This is a genomic window from Bacillus sp. PK3-067 (genome assembly GCF_056738645.1).
On the sequence record NZ_CP096490.1, the window covers coordinates 4,635,683 to 4,652,324 of the forward strand.

General features: G+C 36.0%; 19 protein-coding genes. 8 read left to right on the top strand and 11 right to left on the bottom strand.

The window, feature by feature from the left end; all coding sequences use genetic code 11:
* Positions 1-63 precede the first annotated feature (63 nt).
* Both M1D73_RS23875 and acsA read right to left on the bottom strand, forming a co-directional pair.
* Complete coding sequence (locus M1D73_RS23875; protein WP_002026426.1) at positions 64-624, bottom strand: maltose acetyltransferase domain-containing protein; 561 nt, start codon at positions 622-624, stop codon at positions 64-66.
* A gap of 84 nt (positions 625-708) precedes the next feature.
* Positions 709-2,427, bottom strand: coding sequence for an acetate--CoA ligase (gene acsA / locus M1D73_RS23880; RefSeq protein ID WP_000862049.1), 1,719 nt, complete (start codon positions 2,425-2,427; stop codon positions 709-711).
* 176 nt (positions 2,428-2,603) lie between these two features.
* Here acsA and acuA point away from each other — a divergent pair, with 176 nt between their 5' ends.
* From acuA to M1D73_RS23900, 4 genes are all read left to right on the top strand, one after another.
* The gene (acuA, locus tag M1D73_RS23885) at positions 2,604-3,236 is read left to right on the top strand and encodes an acetoin utilization protein acetyltransferase AcuA (RefSeq protein ID WP_000581388.1); all 633 of its coding nucleotides are present in this window, start codon (positions 2,604-2,606) and stop codon (positions 3,234-3,236) included.
* A 17-nt stretch (positions 3,237-3,253) separates the two neighbouring features.
* Positions 3,254-3,898, top strand: coding sequence for an acetoin utilization AcuB family protein (locus tag M1D73_RS23890; RefSeq protein ID WP_000634583.1), 645 nt, complete (start codon positions 3,254-3,256; stop codon positions 3,896-3,898).
* Complete coding sequence (gene acuC / locus M1D73_RS23895) at positions 3,895-5,061, top strand: acetoin utilization protein AcuC (protein WP_000092830.1); 1,167 nt, start codon at positions 3,895-3,897, stop codon at positions 5,059-5,061. Before M1D73_RS23890 ends, acuC begins: the two co-directional genes overlap by 4 nt.
* A 142-nt stretch (positions 5,062-5,203) precedes the next feature.
* Complete coding sequence (locus tag M1D73_RS23900; protein ID WP_002041890.1) at positions 5,204-6,091, top strand: alpha/beta fold hydrolase; 888 nt, start codon at positions 5,204-5,206, stop codon at positions 6,089-6,091.
* A gap of 38 nt (positions 6,092-6,129) precedes the next feature.
* On the opposite strand, the gene M1D73_RS23905 is transcribed toward M1D73_RS23900, so the two are convergent.
* The 3 genes from M1D73_RS23905 to M1D73_RS23915 all read right to left on the bottom strand — a co-directional run bounded on the left by M1D73_RS23905 (position 6,130) and on the right by M1D73_RS23915 (position 8,686).
* The gene (locus M1D73_RS23905; RefSeq protein WP_000900162.1) at positions 6,130-6,420 is read right to left on the bottom strand and encodes a hypothetical protein; all 291 of its coding nucleotides are present in this window, start codon (positions 6,418-6,420) and stop codon (positions 6,130-6,132) included.
* 120 nt (positions 6,421-6,540) lie between these two features.
* Positions 6,541-7,230, bottom strand: a complete 690-nt coding sequence (locus tag M1D73_RS23910) for a response regulator transcription factor (protein ID WP_002195828.1) — start codon at positions 7,228-7,230, stop codon at positions 6,541-6,543.
* Position 7,231: 1 nt separating this feature from the next.
* Positions 7,232-8,686 carry a sensor histidine kinase gene (locus M1D73_RS23915; protein ID WP_000023865.1) on the bottom strand — a complete coding sequence of 485 codons (1,455 nt, stop codon included), beginning with the start codon at positions 8,684-8,686 and terminating at the stop codon, positions 7,232-7,234.
* A gap of 149 nt (positions 8,687-8,835) precedes the next feature.
* Between M1D73_RS23915 and M1D73_RS23920 the strand changes: the two genes are divergently transcribed.
* From M1D73_RS23920 to mscL, 3 genes are all read left to right on the top strand, one after another.
* Complete coding sequence (locus M1D73_RS23920) at positions 8,836-9,516, top strand: ankyrin repeat domain-containing protein (RefSeq protein WP_098212505.1); 681 nt, start codon at positions 8,836-8,838, stop codon at positions 9,514-9,516.
* Between the two features lie 79 nt (positions 9,517-9,595).
* Positions 9,596-10,522 carry a Gfo/Idh/MocA family protein gene (locus M1D73_RS23925; protein ID WP_001039693.1) on the top strand — a complete coding sequence of 309 codons (927 nt, stop codon included), beginning with the start codon at positions 9,596-9,598 and terminating at the stop codon, positions 10,520-10,522.
* Positions 10,523-10,650: 128 nt separating this feature from the next.
* A complete protein-coding gene (gene mscL / locus M1D73_RS23930; RefSeq protein ID WP_000267011.1) occupies positions 10,651-11,049 on the top strand; it encodes a large conductance mechanosensitive channel protein MscL in 399 nt (132 codons plus the stop codon).
* A 49-nt stretch (positions 11,050-11,098) separates the two neighbouring features.
* Here the strand turns inward: mscL and M1D73_RS23935 are convergent, their stop codons facing one another.
* Positions 11,099-11,371, bottom strand: a complete 273-nt coding sequence (locus tag M1D73_RS23935; protein ID WP_000636587.1) for a DUF3917 domain-containing protein — start codon at positions 11,369-11,371, stop codon at positions 11,099-11,101.
* A gap of 152 nt (positions 11,372-11,523) precedes the next feature.
* Here M1D73_RS23935 and M1D73_RS23940 point away from each other — a divergent pair, with 152 nt between their 5' ends.
* Positions 11,524-11,721 (top strand): hypothetical protein, encoded by a 198-nt coding sequence (locus tag M1D73_RS23940; protein ID WP_002195827.1) that lies wholly within the window; start codon positions 11,524-11,526, stop codon positions 11,719-11,721.
* A 34-nt stretch (positions 11,722-11,755) separates the two neighbouring features.
* Here M1D73_RS23940 and ccpA read toward each other — a convergent pair whose 3' ends face one another.
* The 5 genes from ccpA to M1D73_RS23965 form a co-directional block, all read right to left on the bottom strand.
* Entirely contained in the window at positions 11,756-12,754 is a 999-nt protein-coding gene (gene ccpA, locus M1D73_RS23945) for a catabolite control protein A (protein WP_001103297.1), read from the bottom strand.
* A 492-nt stretch (positions 12,755-13,246) separates the two neighbouring features.
* Positions 13,247-14,320 (bottom strand): bifunctional 3-deoxy-7-phosphoheptulonate synthase/chorismate mutase, encoded by a 1,074-nt coding sequence (locus M1D73_RS23950; protein WP_000168209.1) that lies wholly within the window; start codon positions 14,318-14,320, stop codon positions 13,247-13,249.
* 166 nt (positions 14,321-14,486) lie between these two features.
* Entirely contained in the window at positions 14,487-15,509 is a 1,023-nt protein-coding gene (locus tag M1D73_RS23955) for a CamS family sex pheromone protein (RefSeq protein WP_000738025.1), read from the bottom strand.
* Positions 15,510-15,627: 118 nt separating this feature from the next.
* Positions 15,628-15,954 (bottom strand): bacillithiol system redox-active protein YtxJ, encoded by a 327-nt coding sequence (gene ytxJ, locus M1D73_RS23960; protein WP_001057469.1) that lies wholly within the window; start codon positions 15,952-15,954, stop codon positions 15,628-15,630.
* The gene (locus M1D73_RS23965) at positions 15,954-16,466 is read right to left on the bottom strand and encodes a DUF948 domain-containing protein (protein WP_098212503.1); all 513 of its coding nucleotides are present in this window, start codon (positions 16,464-16,466) and stop codon (positions 15,954-15,956) included. Before M1D73_RS23965 ends, ytxJ begins: the two co-directional genes overlap by 1 nt.
* Positions 16,467-16,642 lie beyond the last annotated feature (176 nt).

Consider the following 16,642-nt stretch of genomic DNA (forward strand, 5'->3'; position numbering starts at 1 on the left):
AAAGCCTCCCTCATCTATTCTTTCATAAATGTATACAGACGAGGAAGGCACTTCGTTCAAATATTATTTTAGTTTTTTTATAATCTTTGCAGGATTCCCGCCAACTACTACATTATTAGGCACATCTTTCGTTACGACAGCACCAGATGCGATTACCGCATTGTCTCCAATTGTTACACCTGGATTAATAATTGCTCTTCCGCCAATCCATACGTTATCGCCAATTGTAACTGGTTTTCCGTATTCTGATCCGCTTATACGCTCTACCGGATCAAGTGGGTGCGTTGCTGTATAAATGTGAACACCTGGAGCTAACATACAGTTCACTCCGATTGTTACCGGGCATACGTCTAAAATCGTACAGTCAAAGTTCGCGTAAAAATTTTCACCGACATGAATGTTATAGCCGTAATCACATCTAAAAGAAGATTCAAGATGAATATTATCTCCTGTCGTTCCGAATAATTCTTTTACGATTTCGCTACGCTCTTTCAATTGCTCTTCTGGCGTATCATTTAATTTTCTCGTTAATATACGTGCTTGCTCTCTTTCTTGTACTAAAACTGGATCAGCCGGTATGTACATTTCTCCTAGTATCATCTTTTCCTTTTCTGTTTTCATCATACTATCCCCTTTAACTTATATATACAAGTTCATGATATCATAAAAAAGAAAGGCCTGAACATTTTTCGTTCAGACCTTTCCCTCTTAATCTTCCATCGTTGATAAGTCACCTGTTGGTAAATTCAGCTCCCACGCTTTTAATACGCGGCGCATAATTTTACCACTTCTCGTTTTCGGTAATTTATCTCTAAATTCAATTTGTCGTGGCGCTGCATGAGCTGCTAGGCCTTTCTTTACAAATTGACGAATTTCTTCTTTTAATTCATCAGATGGTTCGTATCCTGCTCGAAGTGCGATAAATGCTTTAATAATTTCGCCGCGCACCGGATCAGGAATACCAATTACACCAGCTTCTGCAACAGCAGCATGCTCGATTAATTTACTTTCTACTTCAAACGGACCAACGCGCTCACCTGACGTCATAATTACATCGTCAATACGTCCTTGGAACCAGAAGTATCCATCTTCATCCATATAAGCAGAGTCACCTGATACGTACCAATCTCCCGGCATGAAATAAGATTCATATTTTTGCTGGTTATTCCAGATCCCGCGCATCATAGATGGCCAACCTTTCGCAATTGCTAAGTTACCCATTGTGTAAGGAGGCACTTCATTTCCTTCATTATCAACAATCGCTGCTTTCACACCTGGAATTGGTTTACCCATTGAACCTGGACGGATTTCCATACAAGGGTAGTTACAAATTACTTGTCCACCTGTTTCTGTCATCCACCACGTATCATGAATACGAAGTCCAAATGCATTCATACCCCAGCGAATTACTTCTGGATTTAACGGCTCACCAACGCTTAATACGTGACGAACTTGTGATAAGTCATATTTTTTAATTGCGTCTTGTCCAGCTCCCATTAACATACGGAATGCTGTTGGTGCGCTGTACCAAACCGTCACACCGTAATCTTGCAGTGCTTCATACCAAGCTTCTGGACTAAAGCGTCCACCTAAAATAACATTTGACGCTCCAACTAACCACGGTGCGAAAATACCGTAAGCTGTTCCAGTTACCCAGCCCGGGTCAGCAGTACACCAATATACATCGTCTTCTTTTAAATCTAATACCCACTTCGCCGTTTGATAGTGCTGAACCATTGCGTTTTGCGCATGAAGCACACCTTTTGGCTTACCAGTAGAACCAGACGTGTAATGTAGAATCAAACCGTCTTCACGGCCTAACCATTCAATATGTAATTCTTTTGAAGCTTGTTCAAATAACGGATTGAACGCTACCGTTTTACCGCCTTCTTCTACATTATCTCCAACAAGGAAAACTGTTTTTAAAGCCGGTAAATCATTTAATGGTACGCGCTCTAATAATTCAGGCGTTGTAATTAACACCTTTGCTTCGCTATCTTCTAAGCGATCGCGAACTGCGCCTTCCATAAATGCTTCAAATAGCGGTCCAACAATTGCTCCTAATTTCACTGCACCTAAAAGTGCGAAATATAACTCTGGAGAACGTGGCATAAAAATAAAAACGCGATCGCCTTTTTCTACATCGCCATAATTCTTAAGGACGTTTCCTGCTTTATTAGAAAAATCCTTCATTTCCTTAAATGTATATTTCTCTTTTCGCGATCCATCTTGATAATAAAGAGCTACTTTATTCTTTCGATCGGATTTCGCATGCTTATCAATTGCCTCATACGCCATATTTACTCGGCCTGTTTCATTCCAAGTAAAGTTTTTATTAACCTCTTCCCAGTTAAAATTCGCGTATGCCTCATCATAATTCGGCAAATTATTTTCTCCTTTAATGACAGGAAGCGTTTCTACTTTCATACTTTACATCCCCCTCCTATGTATTCTATTATCTATTATAATGACATTATTTAAAATTTTCAGTATATTTGTTGATTTTTAGACAAATTTTTAATGACAAATTTCGATTCACATCGCATATATTATAAAGTACGATATTAATAGATTCACAAACCCTCAAGGTGGTGAGCAATACATTGATTCATAAAAAAATATATAATGCTAGAAACTTAAAAACAGCGAAAGGCACTTTAATTATTGAAGGTCCTGTCTCTACACATAACTTAGAAATGTATGAGTTTCATCCAGACTTAATTGCGTTTCGTCCTGCCGAGCAACAATATAAAGCAATTGTCGAAATTTCTAAATTACCAGAAGCTCGTCTCATTATTGCTAGACATGACCAAACAATTGTTGGATATGTTACATACTTGTATCCTGATCCACTTGAACGATGGTCAGAAGGAAAAATGGAAAACTTAATTGAGCTTGGGGCAATTGAAGTAGTCCCAGCCTTCCGCGGGAGTTCTGTCGGAAAGAACTTACTAGAGGTTTCTATGATGGACGATTATATGGAAGATTACATTATATTGACGACTGAATATTATTGGCACTGGGATTTGAAACAAACAGGATTGAATGTGTGGGAATACCGAAAAGTAATGGAGAAAATGATGAATGCTGGCGGGTTACAATGGATGGCTACAGACGATCCTGAAATTTGTTCACATCCTGCCAACTGTTTAATGGTCCGCATCGGTAAACGCGTTGATACGGATTCTATTCAAGCTTTTGATCGTCTACGTTTTCACAATCGTTTTATGTATTAATAAAGGGGGCAACTGGAATGATTGTAGAAGAAATTATGAATCAAAATGTAGTTACATTACATCCAAACGATACAATCGAAACAGCAATCCGAACGATACGCACGAAAGGCATTCGGCACATTCCAATTGTCGATCAAAATAATCACGTCGTAGGCATTATTTCTGATCGGGATGTAAGAGATGCAAGTCCGTCTATTCTAGATGAACAAGTTTCACTCGATATGCTACAGCAACCGCTCGAACTTATTATGAAACATCCTGTTATGACTTGCCATCCTCTCGATTTCGTTGAGGAAATTGCTACTTTATTTTTTGAAAATAAAATTGGCTGTCTTCCTGTTACAAAGGCCGGGAAGTTAGTTGGAATCATTTCTGAATCTACAGTATTACACACGTTAGTAAAATTAACAGGAGCACATCAACCAAGTTCGCAAATTGAAATTCAAGTAAAAAACGAACCTGGTATTCTTGGAAAAGTCGTTGCTATTTTTAGTGATTTACAAATAAATATCGTGAGCGTTCTCGTCTATCCAGCAAAAGATGAGAATGATAAAGTACTCGTTTTCCGCATTCAAACGATGAATCCTCTAAAAGTGATTGATGCACTTGAAGCAGAAGGCTACCGCGTATTATGGCCAAACATCATGGGGATGCAGGCATGAGTAGCGCGTTTATTTATTCGGATGACTTCCGGGGCTATTCATTTAGCCCTGATCATCCTTTTAACCAACTGCGCGTCACACTTACGTATGATTTATTACAAAAGGGCGGTTTCATCTCTCCCTCTCAAATCATCTCACCACGGACGGCTACAGATGAAGAAATCGCCTACGTTCATACAGAGGAGTACATAAATGCGGTAAAACGTGCTGGAGAAGGAAAGTTAGAAAAATCAATTGCAATGTCCTATGGACTCGGAACAGAAGATACACCGATGTTCCCAAATATGCACGAAGCAAGCGCATTGCTCGTTGGTGGTACATTAACAGCTGTCGATGCTGTTCTTTCTGGGAAAGTAAAGCACGCACTTAATTTGGGCGGCGGCTTACATCACGGCTTTCGCGGCAAAGCATCTGGCTTTTGTATTTATAACGACAGTTCTATCGCAATGAAATATATTCAAAAGAAATACGGTTTACGCGTCTTATATATTGATACAGATGCTCATCACGGTGATGGCGTACAGTGGTCGTTTTATGATGACCCTAACGTATGCACAATTTCATTACATGAAACTGGTCGCTATTTATTTCCTGGAACTGGCGCTGTAAATGAACGCGGACAAGGTAATGGCTATAGTTATTCTTTTAACGTTCCACTCGATGCTTTTACAGAAGATGAATCGTTCTTAAAATCATATCGAACTGTTGTAAAAGAAGTTGCAGCGTACTTTAAACCGGATATTATTTTAACGCAAAATGGTGCTGACGCACATTATTATGACCCACTTACACATCTTTGTGCGACAATGAATATTTACCGTGAAATACCGAAGCTCGCTCGTGAAATTGCAAATGAATATTGCGACGGTCGCTGGATCGCTGTCGGTGGCGGTGGCTATGATCACTGGCGCGTCGTTCCAAGAGCTTGGGCACTCATTTGGCTCGAAATGAACAACATCCAAAACATCTCAGGTTATCTCCCTCCAGAATGGATTGAAGCTTGGAAAGGACAAGCAGAAACAGAACTTCCCCTCACATGGGAAGATCCAGACAACATGTATAAACCTATCCCCCGTAAACCAGAAATTGAAGAAAAAAACGCATTAACTGTAGCGAAATCCCTTGAAATTATTCGGAATAATATGACAAAATCTTTGTACTAAACGAAAAGGAGGCTCGTTTTTGAATAGCCTCCTTTTATTTATTGTCGGTTTCTGTCGGTAAGTCGATATATTTTAATAATCGCTGATATATTTCGAAATGCGCCGATATATTTTCATTTCATAACAGCCTGGCCCAACTTTTATGAGAAAAGGTAGTGATATTATGTGGAAACGACAAATGATCCACACGAAACGTGGTACATTTGAACTCTTTACAAAAGGAGATGGCGAATCGCTTTGTATTACACATCACTATTCACAATTTAATGAAACTGGTGATTACTTTGCGGATGTTTTTACTGCTACGCATCGTGTATTTCTCATTAATTTACGAGACGCTGGTAACTCGTTAAAAGCCAATTCAGAAAAAGAATTAAGCATGATTGAAACAATCCACGACTTGGAAGCCATACGAGAAGCATTACAACTTCCAACATGGCATTTCGCTGGCCATTCAACAGGTGGTATGCTTGGACTTTTATATGCAATTACATATCCACATTCCTTACAATCATTAGTCGTAGCAGGAGCTGCAGCAAGTAACTATACCGAAACACCATTCTGCATTTATCACCCAGCACATCCACAGTTTCATTATATGCAAAAACTCATCGAAAACTTAAAAAGCCCTCACCTTACAAATGAAGAACGGAAAGAACTATCTACTAAGAGAACAAAATTATCATTGTATAAACCAGAAAACTACAACTCTTATTTTTGTAAACCAATCAATAAAACAATGTCCATTAGCCGGATGAATGCTTTCGCCAATGAATATCCTTCATTTGATTTAAGAGAGAATTTACCTTCCATCCAAACAAAGACACTTATTATATGCGGAAGATATGATGTACAGTGCCCAATTCAATATTCTATCGAGATACATGATGGGATACGTAATTCTATCTTCATTCCATTCGAAAACAGCAACCATTATCCTTTTTTAGAAGAAGCTGCTCAGTTTACTTCTACTACTCAAACATTTTATAAATCGTTATTACCATTATTATCAATAAAAACTAAACACTGACAAAAAGCTCATAGCCTCTATACGACTATGAGCTTTTTTCAAATGAAATATTTCACACTAAAAACAACTAAAAAAACAAAAGAAATAACAACTAAACCCACATCAAGTAATACCGACTTTTTATCTCTATCTTTTAAACTTACCTTAGAGCTAGAAATGCTTTTAATTACCCAAAAGATCGCAAAAAAGAACCAACCGAAATGATCATTCGTAGAATCTTCATCATAAAACATTTGTATTGCACCAATAATCAATAAGATAAGTACGATATTAGTTCCAATCTTTAAAGTCTTATTTGATTTATTATCTTTTAATATATCCCCCAACATATAGCTCGCTCCCTATGCTCTCCTCTGTTTTGTTTCTCTTTACATTTTAACACAAATTACCTATTTCTTCCTTTTCGTTCGAATAACATACAAAAACCTGCCAATTACTCGGCAGGTATATTACACGTTAAAACGATAACCAGCTCCCCATACCGTTTCAATATATTGCGGGTGAGCTGGATCTCTTTCAATTTTTTCACGTAGCTTTCTAATATGAACGACAACAGTTGCTAAATCACCAGCAGAGTCTAATCCCCAAATGCGTTCAAATAGCTGTTCTTTATTTAATACTTGATTTGGGTTTGTGACAAAGAATGTTAATAAATCAAATTCCTTCGTTGTAAATGCCACTTCTTCATTGTTTATAAAAACTTTCCTCGCTCGTTGATCGATAGAAATTCCGTGAATATATAACGTATCGCGTTGCTTACTTACATTTCCTAATAATCTTTCATAACGAGAAATATGTGCTTTTACTCTTGCGACTAATTCACTCGGGCTAAACGGCTTCGTTATATAATCATCCGCTCCTAATCCGAGTCCGCGAATTTTATCTATATCTTCTTTTTTTGCTGAAACAAGTAGAATCGGAATATCTTTTACAGCACGTATTTGTTTACAAATTTCGAATCCGTTCATTTTCGGAAGCATAATATCTAAAATAATTAAATCATAGTCTTCTTGCAGGGCTATTTGTAAACCTGTTTCTCCTGAATGCTCTACATCAACTTGGAAATCATTAATTTCTAAATAATCTCGCTGTAATTCTGCAATACTTACTTCATCTTCTATTAATAAAATTCTTTTCAATTTACTCACCACATTCCTCTACTTTTTCCAATGAGAAGAAAATGCTTGTGCCTTTACCAAGCTCGCTTTCCGCCCAAATTTCCCCGCCATGTTCTTCAACAATTTGCTTCGCTATTGCTAAACCAAGTCCACTTCCACCTGTGCTAGAATTCCGCGATTGTTCTGCACGATAAAAACGTTCAAAGATATAAGGTAGCGTATCAGATTCTATACCTGATCCATTGTCCATCACTTTCACAATAACTTTATTATTATTACTCGATACTGTTACAGTAATTTTCTTCTCTTCTTTATCCATGTATTTCACACTATTATGAATTAAATTTGATATAACTCTATTTATCTTTTCGCAATCAGCCGTTACATATAGTGGTGATGTATGTAATTGCAAGTTAACTTCTATACCTTCTTTACTTAAATCCATTTGCATCTCTTCGATTAACTCTTGCATAAACGTATTCAATTCAACCGTTTCAAACTGAAAGGGAACTCGATTCAAATCGAGCTTTGAGAATAAAAATAATTCATCAATAAGTGTATCCATATGTCTTGCTTTCGTATGGATAGTTGTTAAATACTTATCCATTTTTTCTGGCGTATTTGCTACTCCGTCCTTTATTCCTTCTACATATCCGATAATTGATGTAATCGGTGTTTTTAAATCATGAGAGATGTTTGAAATAAGCTCTTTTCGATTTTCTTCATACTGCGTTTGCATCTCTATCGATTCTTTTAATCTCTTCCTCATTTCCTCAAATCCTTGATTTAATTGCCCTATTTCATCGTGTGATGTAACTGGTATTTGAAAATCTAAATTTCCTTCTTTAATTTTCTCCGTTGCGCCTTTCAATACAAAAATTGGTTTTATTACACTTCTTGAAACGAGGTAACTTAATAATCCAATGAGTAAAATGGCTAGTAGTAAGAGCGCTACGAATAAGATTGGAAATAATTTTTGTGTAAGATCTACAAATGAACTTTGCTTTTTTAATACAAATATACTTCCCTCTTCTTCCTGAGGAAAATAAAAATCAAACTTTACATATCGATAAAATGTATCGCCTAGTTCCGTTGTACCACGACTATTAATATTTGCTGATTCAAATTTCGGAAGGGCTTCTTTTAAAGATACACTTTCAAATACGTTTGAAGCATATGAAAGTGTTTCTCCTTTTCTTACTACTATTTTCACACCCTCTTTTTCTATTGCTGAGACAAACGACTCATCTAACAATTGAGATTGATGCTGTTTAGCTGCTGACTTCAACTCAAGATAGGCATTCTCTTCTTCTGGTGTAAGCGGCTTTTGAATGTAAGAACTTTTATAGAAATTTTTCACTGCTTCCAAGTCACCTGTTATCGAAAAAACGATTAAAAATCCCGCGACTAATATAAGCGTAATGGAAACGAGGATAACAGCAATATAAGAAAATAAAAACCTTGTTTTAATAGACATATCTTAAATCCTCACTTTATCAAACCTTATTATTTATAAGCATAAAAATATATGTTCAATTACTCAAGCGATTTTATAGTAATTTTAGCGTCAGTTTATAAAAATTTAATGTTCCTATTTTACAGTTGAAATTAGGAGGTTGAAATTCCATGTTCAAAAAAACATTCAGTATGATATGTTGGGTAATTTTTTTACAAGGATGCTCGCAAGAACAAGAAGTAAAAAAGGAGATGGCAAACATGGAGACTGCACTACTAGCAGCTACTGAAAAAAATGAAACGAATACTGTTATATCTTTACTAAAACAAGGCGCAAATATAAATGCGACGGATAGTCAAGGACGCACTCCGCTTATGATTGCTACATACAAAAATGATGTAAAAACCGCAAAGGCGCTTATCAAAGCCGGTGCTGACGTAAATATTCAAGATGACATGAAAAATAATCCCTTTCTATACGCCGGTGCGGAAGGTTACTTAGACATTTTAAAACTAACAATTGATGCTGGTGCAGATCCTACGATTACAAATCGTTACGGCGGAACAGCTCTTATCCCAGCTTCAGAACATGGCTATATTGGCGTCATAAAAGAACTCCTCACTCGAACAAATATTGATGTAAATCATGTAAATAACCTGGGATGGACAGCTTTAATGGAAGCCATCGTACTAAGTAACGGAAACGAAACACAGCAACAAGTCATTCGCCTTCTTATTGAGCACGGTGCAGATGTAAATATTCCAGACAATGATGGTGTTACCCCGCTAGAGCATGCTCGCGCTCATCACTTTGAGGAGATAGAGAAGATTTTGTTAGAAGGCCGTAAGTAAAAAGCTAATTTTTGCCTTCCTCCCCCACCCTATGCTACATTTAAGCCGTTACATTAATATTAATAGGGTGGGAATAAACATGAACAAACCTAAAATTGGGATGATTGGACTTGGAAGTATTGCGCAAAAGGCCTATCTTCCAACACTTACAAAAGAAACTGATTGGAATTTTGTAGGGGCGTTTACACCTAACGCAGAGAAAAGAAAACAAGTTTGCCAGCAATACCGAATTCAAGACTTTCATTCTATTGAAATGTTAGCTTCGGAATGCGATGCAATCTTCGTTCATAGTTCAACTGCATCGCATTATGAAATCGTTTCTGAACTTCTAAAAAAAGGGATCGACGTTTATGTTGATAAACCGCTAGCAGCTACAGTGGAACAAGCTGAGCAACTAGTCGAGTTAAGCGAGAAGTATAACCGAAAATTAATGGTCGGATTTAATCGCAGATTCGTTCCTATGTATGTCGCTGCCAAAGAACAGGCTAATGATATTTCATGGATTCGAATTGAAAAGCATCGTACAAATAAAGTCGGGCCATATACGTACGACTTCACTATGTTAGATGATTATTTACACATTGTAGATACCGCTCGCTGGTTAGCTAATGATGACCTTAACGCCGTTCACAATATGATGCAAATCAATGAAAAGAATGAACTTCTTTACGGACATCATACATATACAACTCCAAGTGGACTGTTACTTTCTACTGCAATGCATCGCCACGCCGGTACAAATTTAGAACAAATTGAACTTGTAACGCCAGGGAAAATCATTCGCGTAAAAAATATGAATACATTTGAAATTGAACAGGAAAACTCAGTTTCACAAAGTGGTTCCCCATCATGGGATACGACGTTAAAACAACGTGGTTTTGAAGATGCTGTTCATCATTTTATTGAGTGTGTACAAGGCGATACAAAGCCTGTTGTAGATGGATTAGAAGGATTAAAAACGCAGCAAATGCTACAATCTTTACTAGATGATGTAAACAAAAATTAAAACGGATACATTTTTCAGAATTTACTTTCATTCCCATTCCCTCTTTATTTCTCTCGTAAATTTCTATAGAATATGTTGATAGGAATTATAAATTTCATAATGAATCGTGGAAAGGATGGGATTAACACATGTGGAACGAGTTTAAAAAATTCGCTTTCAAAGGGAATGTCGTTGATTTAGCTGTCGGGGTTGTAATCGGTGCTGCATTCGGTAAAATCGTTAGTTCTTTAGTAAAAGATATCATCACACCATTACTTGGTATGGTATTAGGTGGCGTTGACTTTACAAGTTTACACTTTGGATACGGTAAATCTGCTGTTATGTATGGTAACTTCATCCAAACAATTTTTGACTTCTTAATTATCGCAGCTTCTATCTTTATGTTTGTTAAAGTTTTCAACAAACTAACATCTAAAAAAGAAGAAGAAAAAGAGGAAGAAATTCCAGAACCAACAAAAGAAGAAGAACTTCTTGGCGAAATTCGCGACTTACTAAAACAGCAAAACTCTTCTAAAGATAGAGCATAATTGAACGGATAAAAAGGCATGTCCCCTCGGGACATGCCTTTTCTATATGCTATAACGTTTCCGAATTCATATGAATAAATAAAATAATACCAGCAACCATAAGTACCATAATGCTACCTGCAAATAGTGTAATACCAATAAACATTAAATTTGTGCTCATATCTACTGATACACTTTCAATAAAAATAGAAATTACATACGTGATAAGGGCAATTCCTGCAAGAATACTTCCTGGAACAAATCGCTTTAAACCATTTTGTTTTAACGTCATATATGCAAAAATAGCAGTCATACAAAGCGTAATTATCCAAAGAACGATCATCTCTTTTCCCCCCTCACAAGCCTTTTCTTTCTATTATACATGACATTGCCCTATAATAGTTAAATTTGCACTTATGTGACATATAACAAGGAATAGCCCCATCTATAGCGAAGGCATTATAACATACACTTATACAATAAGGAGGCTTTCATTTGGAATATACTACTACATATAAATTAGAGCTATCCGAACGATTCGATTATGTTACGATTGACTTAGACAAACAGTTTTTTTACATCGAAGTTGTAAATTTACAAAGTAATATAACTGTACTAAAAATATCAATTAACTTGCAAAAAGACGAAATGGTAAATGCAGTCGTACAAAAATACTATCCTGAATACGAATAAAAGCTCACAGCAATCGCTGTGAGCTTTTTTATACTTACTTCGTTGAATCTCTAAATTGGATACGGTGAGGTAAGATAACAGTGTGATCTTCCACTTTTTCTTTGTTCATATACTTTGTTAATAGACGCATTGCTACTGCACCGATATCATACATCGGTTGAACAACTGTTGAAAGCTGCGGACGAACCATTAATGCAAGGCGTGTATTATCGAAACCAAGTACTTCTACGTCAGTTGGTACGTTTAATCCAGCGTCTTGTGCTGCATGGATTACACCTAGTGCCATTTCATCAGAAGATACGAAGATTGCTGTTGGCTTTTCATCATTGCTCCAAAGCTTTTCGAATGCTTCGATACCTGAGTCATATGTGTAATCTCCATCGATTACAAGATTTTCATCATATGAAATACCTGCTTCTTCTAAAGCTTTTTTATAACCTTGTAACTTCTTCGCGCTTCCCGCTTTATCAATGAAAGGACCAGAGACGAAACCGATACGTTTATGTCCTTGCTCGATAAAGTGCTTCATTGCATCATAAGCTGCTTGTGTATAATCAATATTTACTGATGGCGTTTCATTTTGCTCATCAAATGATGCTGCTAATACAATTGGTACTGGAGATTTTTTAAATTCTTCAATGTGAATGTCTGTAATATCTTCACCCATGAAAACAATTCCGTCCACTTGTTTTCCAAGCATCGTATTTAATAAATGGAACTCTTTCTCTTTGTTTTGGTCAGAGTTACTTAAAATGATGTTATATTTGTACATTGTTGCGATATCTTCAATTCCACGAGCTAGTTCTGCATAAAACGTATTTGAGATATCAGGAATAATAACACCTACTGTAGTTGTCTTCTTACTTGCTAGTCCACGTGCTACCGCATTTGGGCGGTATCCTAAACGATCAATTGCTTCTAATACTTTCTTTCTTGTTGTAGGCTTTACATTTGGGTTACCGTTCACAACGCGTGATACGGTAGCCATTGAAACGTTCGCTTCACGCGCTACATCATATATTGTTACGTTCATCTCATCGCACACTCCTTCTATTTTTGTTATCTATTTTTATGTATCGGTTACTTGAATGAAAAAAAGACATCAACTCTATTTGCAGATGCCACCAATCGTCCCGAGTTCTTCCTTTTACTAATGATACGATAAAAACGCAGGCTCATACAATATTTTCCCGCAAAAGTTTCGAAAAAATTCGCTTCTTTTCTCGTATTTTCGTATTTTTTATGAAAAAAGGGCATTTTTTGTAAAAAAATAGATGTTTCCTTAGTAGAAATCTTATTTTAAGCAGTACGATAGTAAATGAAATTTATATCGGCGATTTTTCGAATATATCGACTGTAACTCGAAATATATCAGCGATTTTCCAAATATATCGACCGCAACTCTAATTATATCAGCGATTTTTTAAATATATCAACTTACCAACAAAAATCGACAATGACAGTCGCTATACAATAGGAGAAAGCTGTTCCAAAATGCCTTTTTGGAACAGCTCATTAAAAGTTTTTATAATTTACTTCCAAATGATTTTAATTCATTCATAAAATCATTGAACTGCGGTATATTCATTTGTTGCGCTGCATCAGATAAAGCTACAGCTGGATCGGGATGTACTTCAGCCATAATTGCGTCTGCACCAATTGCCATCGCTGCTTTTGCAGTTGGTAAGAGAAGGTCACGTCGCCCTGTAGAATGCGTTACATCGACAACGACAGGTAAATGTGTTTCTTTCTTTAAAATCGGCACAGCGGAAATATCAAGCGTATTACGCGTCGCTCTTTCATACGTGCGAATACCTCGTTCACATAAAATAATGTTCCCATTTCCCTTTGCCATAATATATTCTGCCGCATTAATGAATTCTTCAATCGTTGCTGATAGACCACGTTTTAATAATACTGGTTTATTCACAGCACCAGCTGCCCTTAGCAAATCAAAGTTTTGCATATTGCGAGCGCCAATTTGAATAACATCAACGTAATCTAATGACATCTCAATATCATTCGGATTTAAAATTTCACTAATAACAGCCAAATCATATTCATCTGCTACCTGGCGCAAAATTTGTAATCCCTCTAATCCAAGACCTTGAAAATCATACGGTGAAGTACGTGGTTTAAACGCACCACCACGCATTAATTTCAGACCTTGCCCTTTCATTGCTTCAGCAACTTGACGTACTTGTTCATAACTTTCCACTGCACACGGTCCCATAATAAAATGCTGATTTCCGTCACCAATTTTTTCACCATTAATTTCAACAATCGTATCTTCTGTTTTTTTCTTACGAGAAACAAGTAATGCTTTACGATGATCGTCTTCTTGTAATTCTAAACCAGCTTGAAAAATTTGTTTGAAAATATGTTGTAAAGTCGAAGTTTCAAATGGACCATTATTATTCTCTGCAATTAAATCCAGCATATTTCTTTCACGTACAGGATCAAAACGTTTCACACCTTGTACTTCTTTTAAATTACCAACTTCTTGTACGAGACGACCTCTTTCGTTTAGTAACTCTAATATTTGTAAATTAAGTTGATCAATTTCAGAACGTAAACGACCTAATTGTTGTGATGCCATAAGAAAGCCACCTCTTTCAAATTCCTATATGTTACTTTTTTAAGATAATTTATTATAGCTGATACATATACGATTGTCACACGATATACAGCAAGGAATTACTATCAAAAAACATTATATATTTTCATTTAAAATAAAAAAAAGACAGTTTACATACTGTCTTTTTTTACAAGAAGGAAACAAACGGTTTATCACTGTTTTTCTCTTTTATAATAACGGCCTCAATTTTACTCTCGGACTTGATCTGTAATTGTACTTTCGCATCTTTAGGCAATTTGTCTAACATGCCTTGAGCAGCCAATTGGGTAAGAGCCATTAATTCTGTTTTACCGTTATATTTAATAACAATATTCATATTTAATGTATCCATTTGATCTTTCTTATAAGAAACTTTAGCGTTGACTGGAATAAAATCTCCATTAGAAAAACCTTTTATTTCCTTAGCAAAGTTATTTATTTTTGTATTATCTTCTCCATGTGCTTGTGTAAATTCATCAGAAGGATATGAATACGACTTTTCATCGATCGTACTCCAATTTCCAAGGTTCGTATCATTCTTTTGAACAGTAGCACTAGCAATATACGTACCATTTTTTAAAGAACTTGTACTTTCTTGCTTAAAGATAGCAAACGTAATTGGAGATTTGTTATATTTATCATTTTTGTTAATAGCTTCAATAAGTTGTTTAGCAACTTCAGTCCCTTTAGACATAGCCTCTTCATTCGATACACTTGAAGACATAGCTAAGCCAATCATCACACCAGATAAACTTAATTCATTTGAATTCTGTTTTCCGAAATAATCTTGTTCTATAATATTTGTCAAAACTGGCGCTTCTACTTTCGCAACTAGTTCATCAATTAGTTTCTCTGGAATATACTGGTTTAATTGCAGTACGTGACTCTCTGTATCAAATTGCTGCGTTGCAATATTTATTAAACCATTTTCATACTCTGCTAAATCTAATTTAGAATTTGTTTTTATATTAGCTGTATTAATAACCTTTTGTTCTTTTAAAGGAATAACAGTTCTATAATAATCTTTAGAAACAGCAGTTCTCGGAATCATACTTTTTTCTTTTGTATCTTTTTGTATAACTTCATCCTTCTTACTAATCGTATTACTATTGTTACTACAAGCTCCCAGTAATAAACTTACGACTGCGAAGGATAATGCCATTTTCTTCATTACTTAAAACCTACTTTCAACAATCTAGTTATTTAGTTTGAACTATTAATAGTGTACCACTAAATATATTTCAACAAAAACAAAAAAAAAGAAGCAAGCACCTTTAGCTTGCTTCTTTTTACTTTATATTCTCTTCTAAAGCATCTTTTTTAATATTCCAATGAGATGTATTCCATACTACCATCCCATCTTTTATGTATAACACTTGCGGTGATTCATGTCTAATACTGTATTGTTCTGCAACACGATTTGACACATCTCTCGCATCTTGTACGTATAAGTAATACGCTGGTACTTCTCTTTCTTCGCTGCAATACGCTTGAAATTCTGTGTATGCACCGTGACTAATTGGGCATGTCGTACTGTGTTTAAAAAGAACATACGGCTCGTTCTTTTCTACTAAGACTTCAAGCTCTTCAATTGTTTCAAGTTTTGTCATATTCATCACGATTCACCTCTCATACGAAATCTAGAGCGTTTCTCTTTCTTTTCAGCTTTTTTCTCAATTCTTTCTAATTTACGCTCTTCTTTTTCAACCTTCTTCTCTTGTCTCGACGCACGGTAATGATTGTATACTTCAATCGCCGCACTGCTCCACTGTACAACTTGCGCTACTTTATCAGCGTTATTTTCAATTTCGTCCGTTACAGAGTCTGATACATTACGAAGCTTCGTATTTAAAGATTGGATTGTCGTTCCAATCCCATCTACACCCGCTACCACTTTATTTAATGACTGTGACTTCTGTTGAATATCATCAGCTAACGAATTCGTTTTATGTAATAATTGCTCTGTCTCTACGCTAATTCCTTGCATTTGTTTTTCTAAACCTTCTAACGTGCTTGCAACGTTTTCTAACGTCTTCTGAACCGATAACAACGTTCTACATACATACACTACTAATACTGCGAAAGCAACCGCGATAATAGCCGCACTTACATATAAAAGAACTTGCATTTCATCACTTCCTTTATCTTTTTCATACTTTCCCCTATTATACAATCATTTTCCGTTTCATTCTAATCCCTATCTCATCATTAGAATTTTCATACTTATTCGTTAACTGTAACATAAATCATTCAACAAATTCCACTAAGTAGGTTACAATAGGAGAGGATACATAATTAGTAGGG

Bases quoted from the DNA above. Each gene is read 5' to 3' on its own strand.
- M1D73_RS23875 (WP_002026426.1), bottom strand. From the start codon at position 624: ATGATGAAAACAGAAAAGGAAAAGATGATACTAGGAGAAATGTACATA.
- acsA (WP_000862049.1), bottom strand. From the start codon at position 2,427: ATGAAAGTAGAAACGCTTCCTGTCATTAAAGGAGAAAATAATTTGCCG.
- M1D73_RS23890 (WP_000634583.1), top strand. From the start codon at position 3,254: ATGATTGTAGAAGAAATTATGAATCAAAATGTAGTTACATTACATCCA.
- acuC (WP_000092830.1), top strand. From the start codon at position 3,895: ATGAGTAGCGCGTTTATTTATTCGGATGACTTCCGGGGCTATTCATTT.
- M1D73_RS23900 (WP_002041890.1), top strand. From the start codon at position 5,204: ATGAGAAAAGGTAGTGATATTATGTGGAAACGACAAATGATCCACACG.
- M1D73_RS23905 (WP_000900162.1), bottom strand. From the start codon at position 6,420: ATGTTGGGGGATATATTAAAAGATAATAAATCAAATAAGACTTTAAAG.
- M1D73_RS23915 (WP_000023865.1), bottom strand. From the start codon at position 8,686: ATGTCTATTAAAACAAGGTTTTTATTTTCTTATATTGCTGTTATCCTC.
- M1D73_RS23920 (WP_098212505.1), top strand. From the start codon at position 8,836: ATGTTCAAAAAAACATTCAGTATGATATGTTGGGTAATTTTTTTACAA.
- M1D73_RS23925 (WP_001039693.1), top strand. From the start codon at position 9,596: ATGAACAAACCTAAAATTGGGATGATTGGACTTGGAAGTATTGCGCAA.
- mscL (WP_000267011.1), top strand. From the start codon at position 10,651: ATGTGGAACGAGTTTAAAAAATTCGCTTTCAAAGGGAATGTCGTTGAT.
- M1D73_RS23935 (WP_000636587.1), bottom strand. From the start codon at position 11,371: ATGATCGTTCTTTGGATAATTACGCTTTGTATGACTGCTATTTTTGCA.
- ccpA (WP_001103297.1), bottom strand. From the start codon at position 12,754: ATGAACGTAACAATATATGATGTAGCGCGTGAAGCGAACGTTTCAATG.
- M1D73_RS23950 (WP_000168209.1), bottom strand. From the start codon at position 14,320: ATGGCATCACAACAATTAGGTCGTTTACGTTCTGAAATTGATCAACTT.
- M1D73_RS23955 (WP_000738025.1), bottom strand. From the start codon at position 15,509: ATGAAGAAAATGGCATTATCCTTCGCAGTCGTAAGTTTATTACTGGGA.
- ytxJ (WP_001057469.1), bottom strand. From the start codon at position 15,954: ATGAATATGACAAAACTTGAAACAATTGAAGAGCTTGAAGTCTTAGTA.
- M1D73_RS23965 (WP_098212503.1), bottom strand. From the start codon at position 16,466: ATGCAAGTTCTTTTATATGTAAGTGCGGCTATTATCGCGGTTGCTTTC.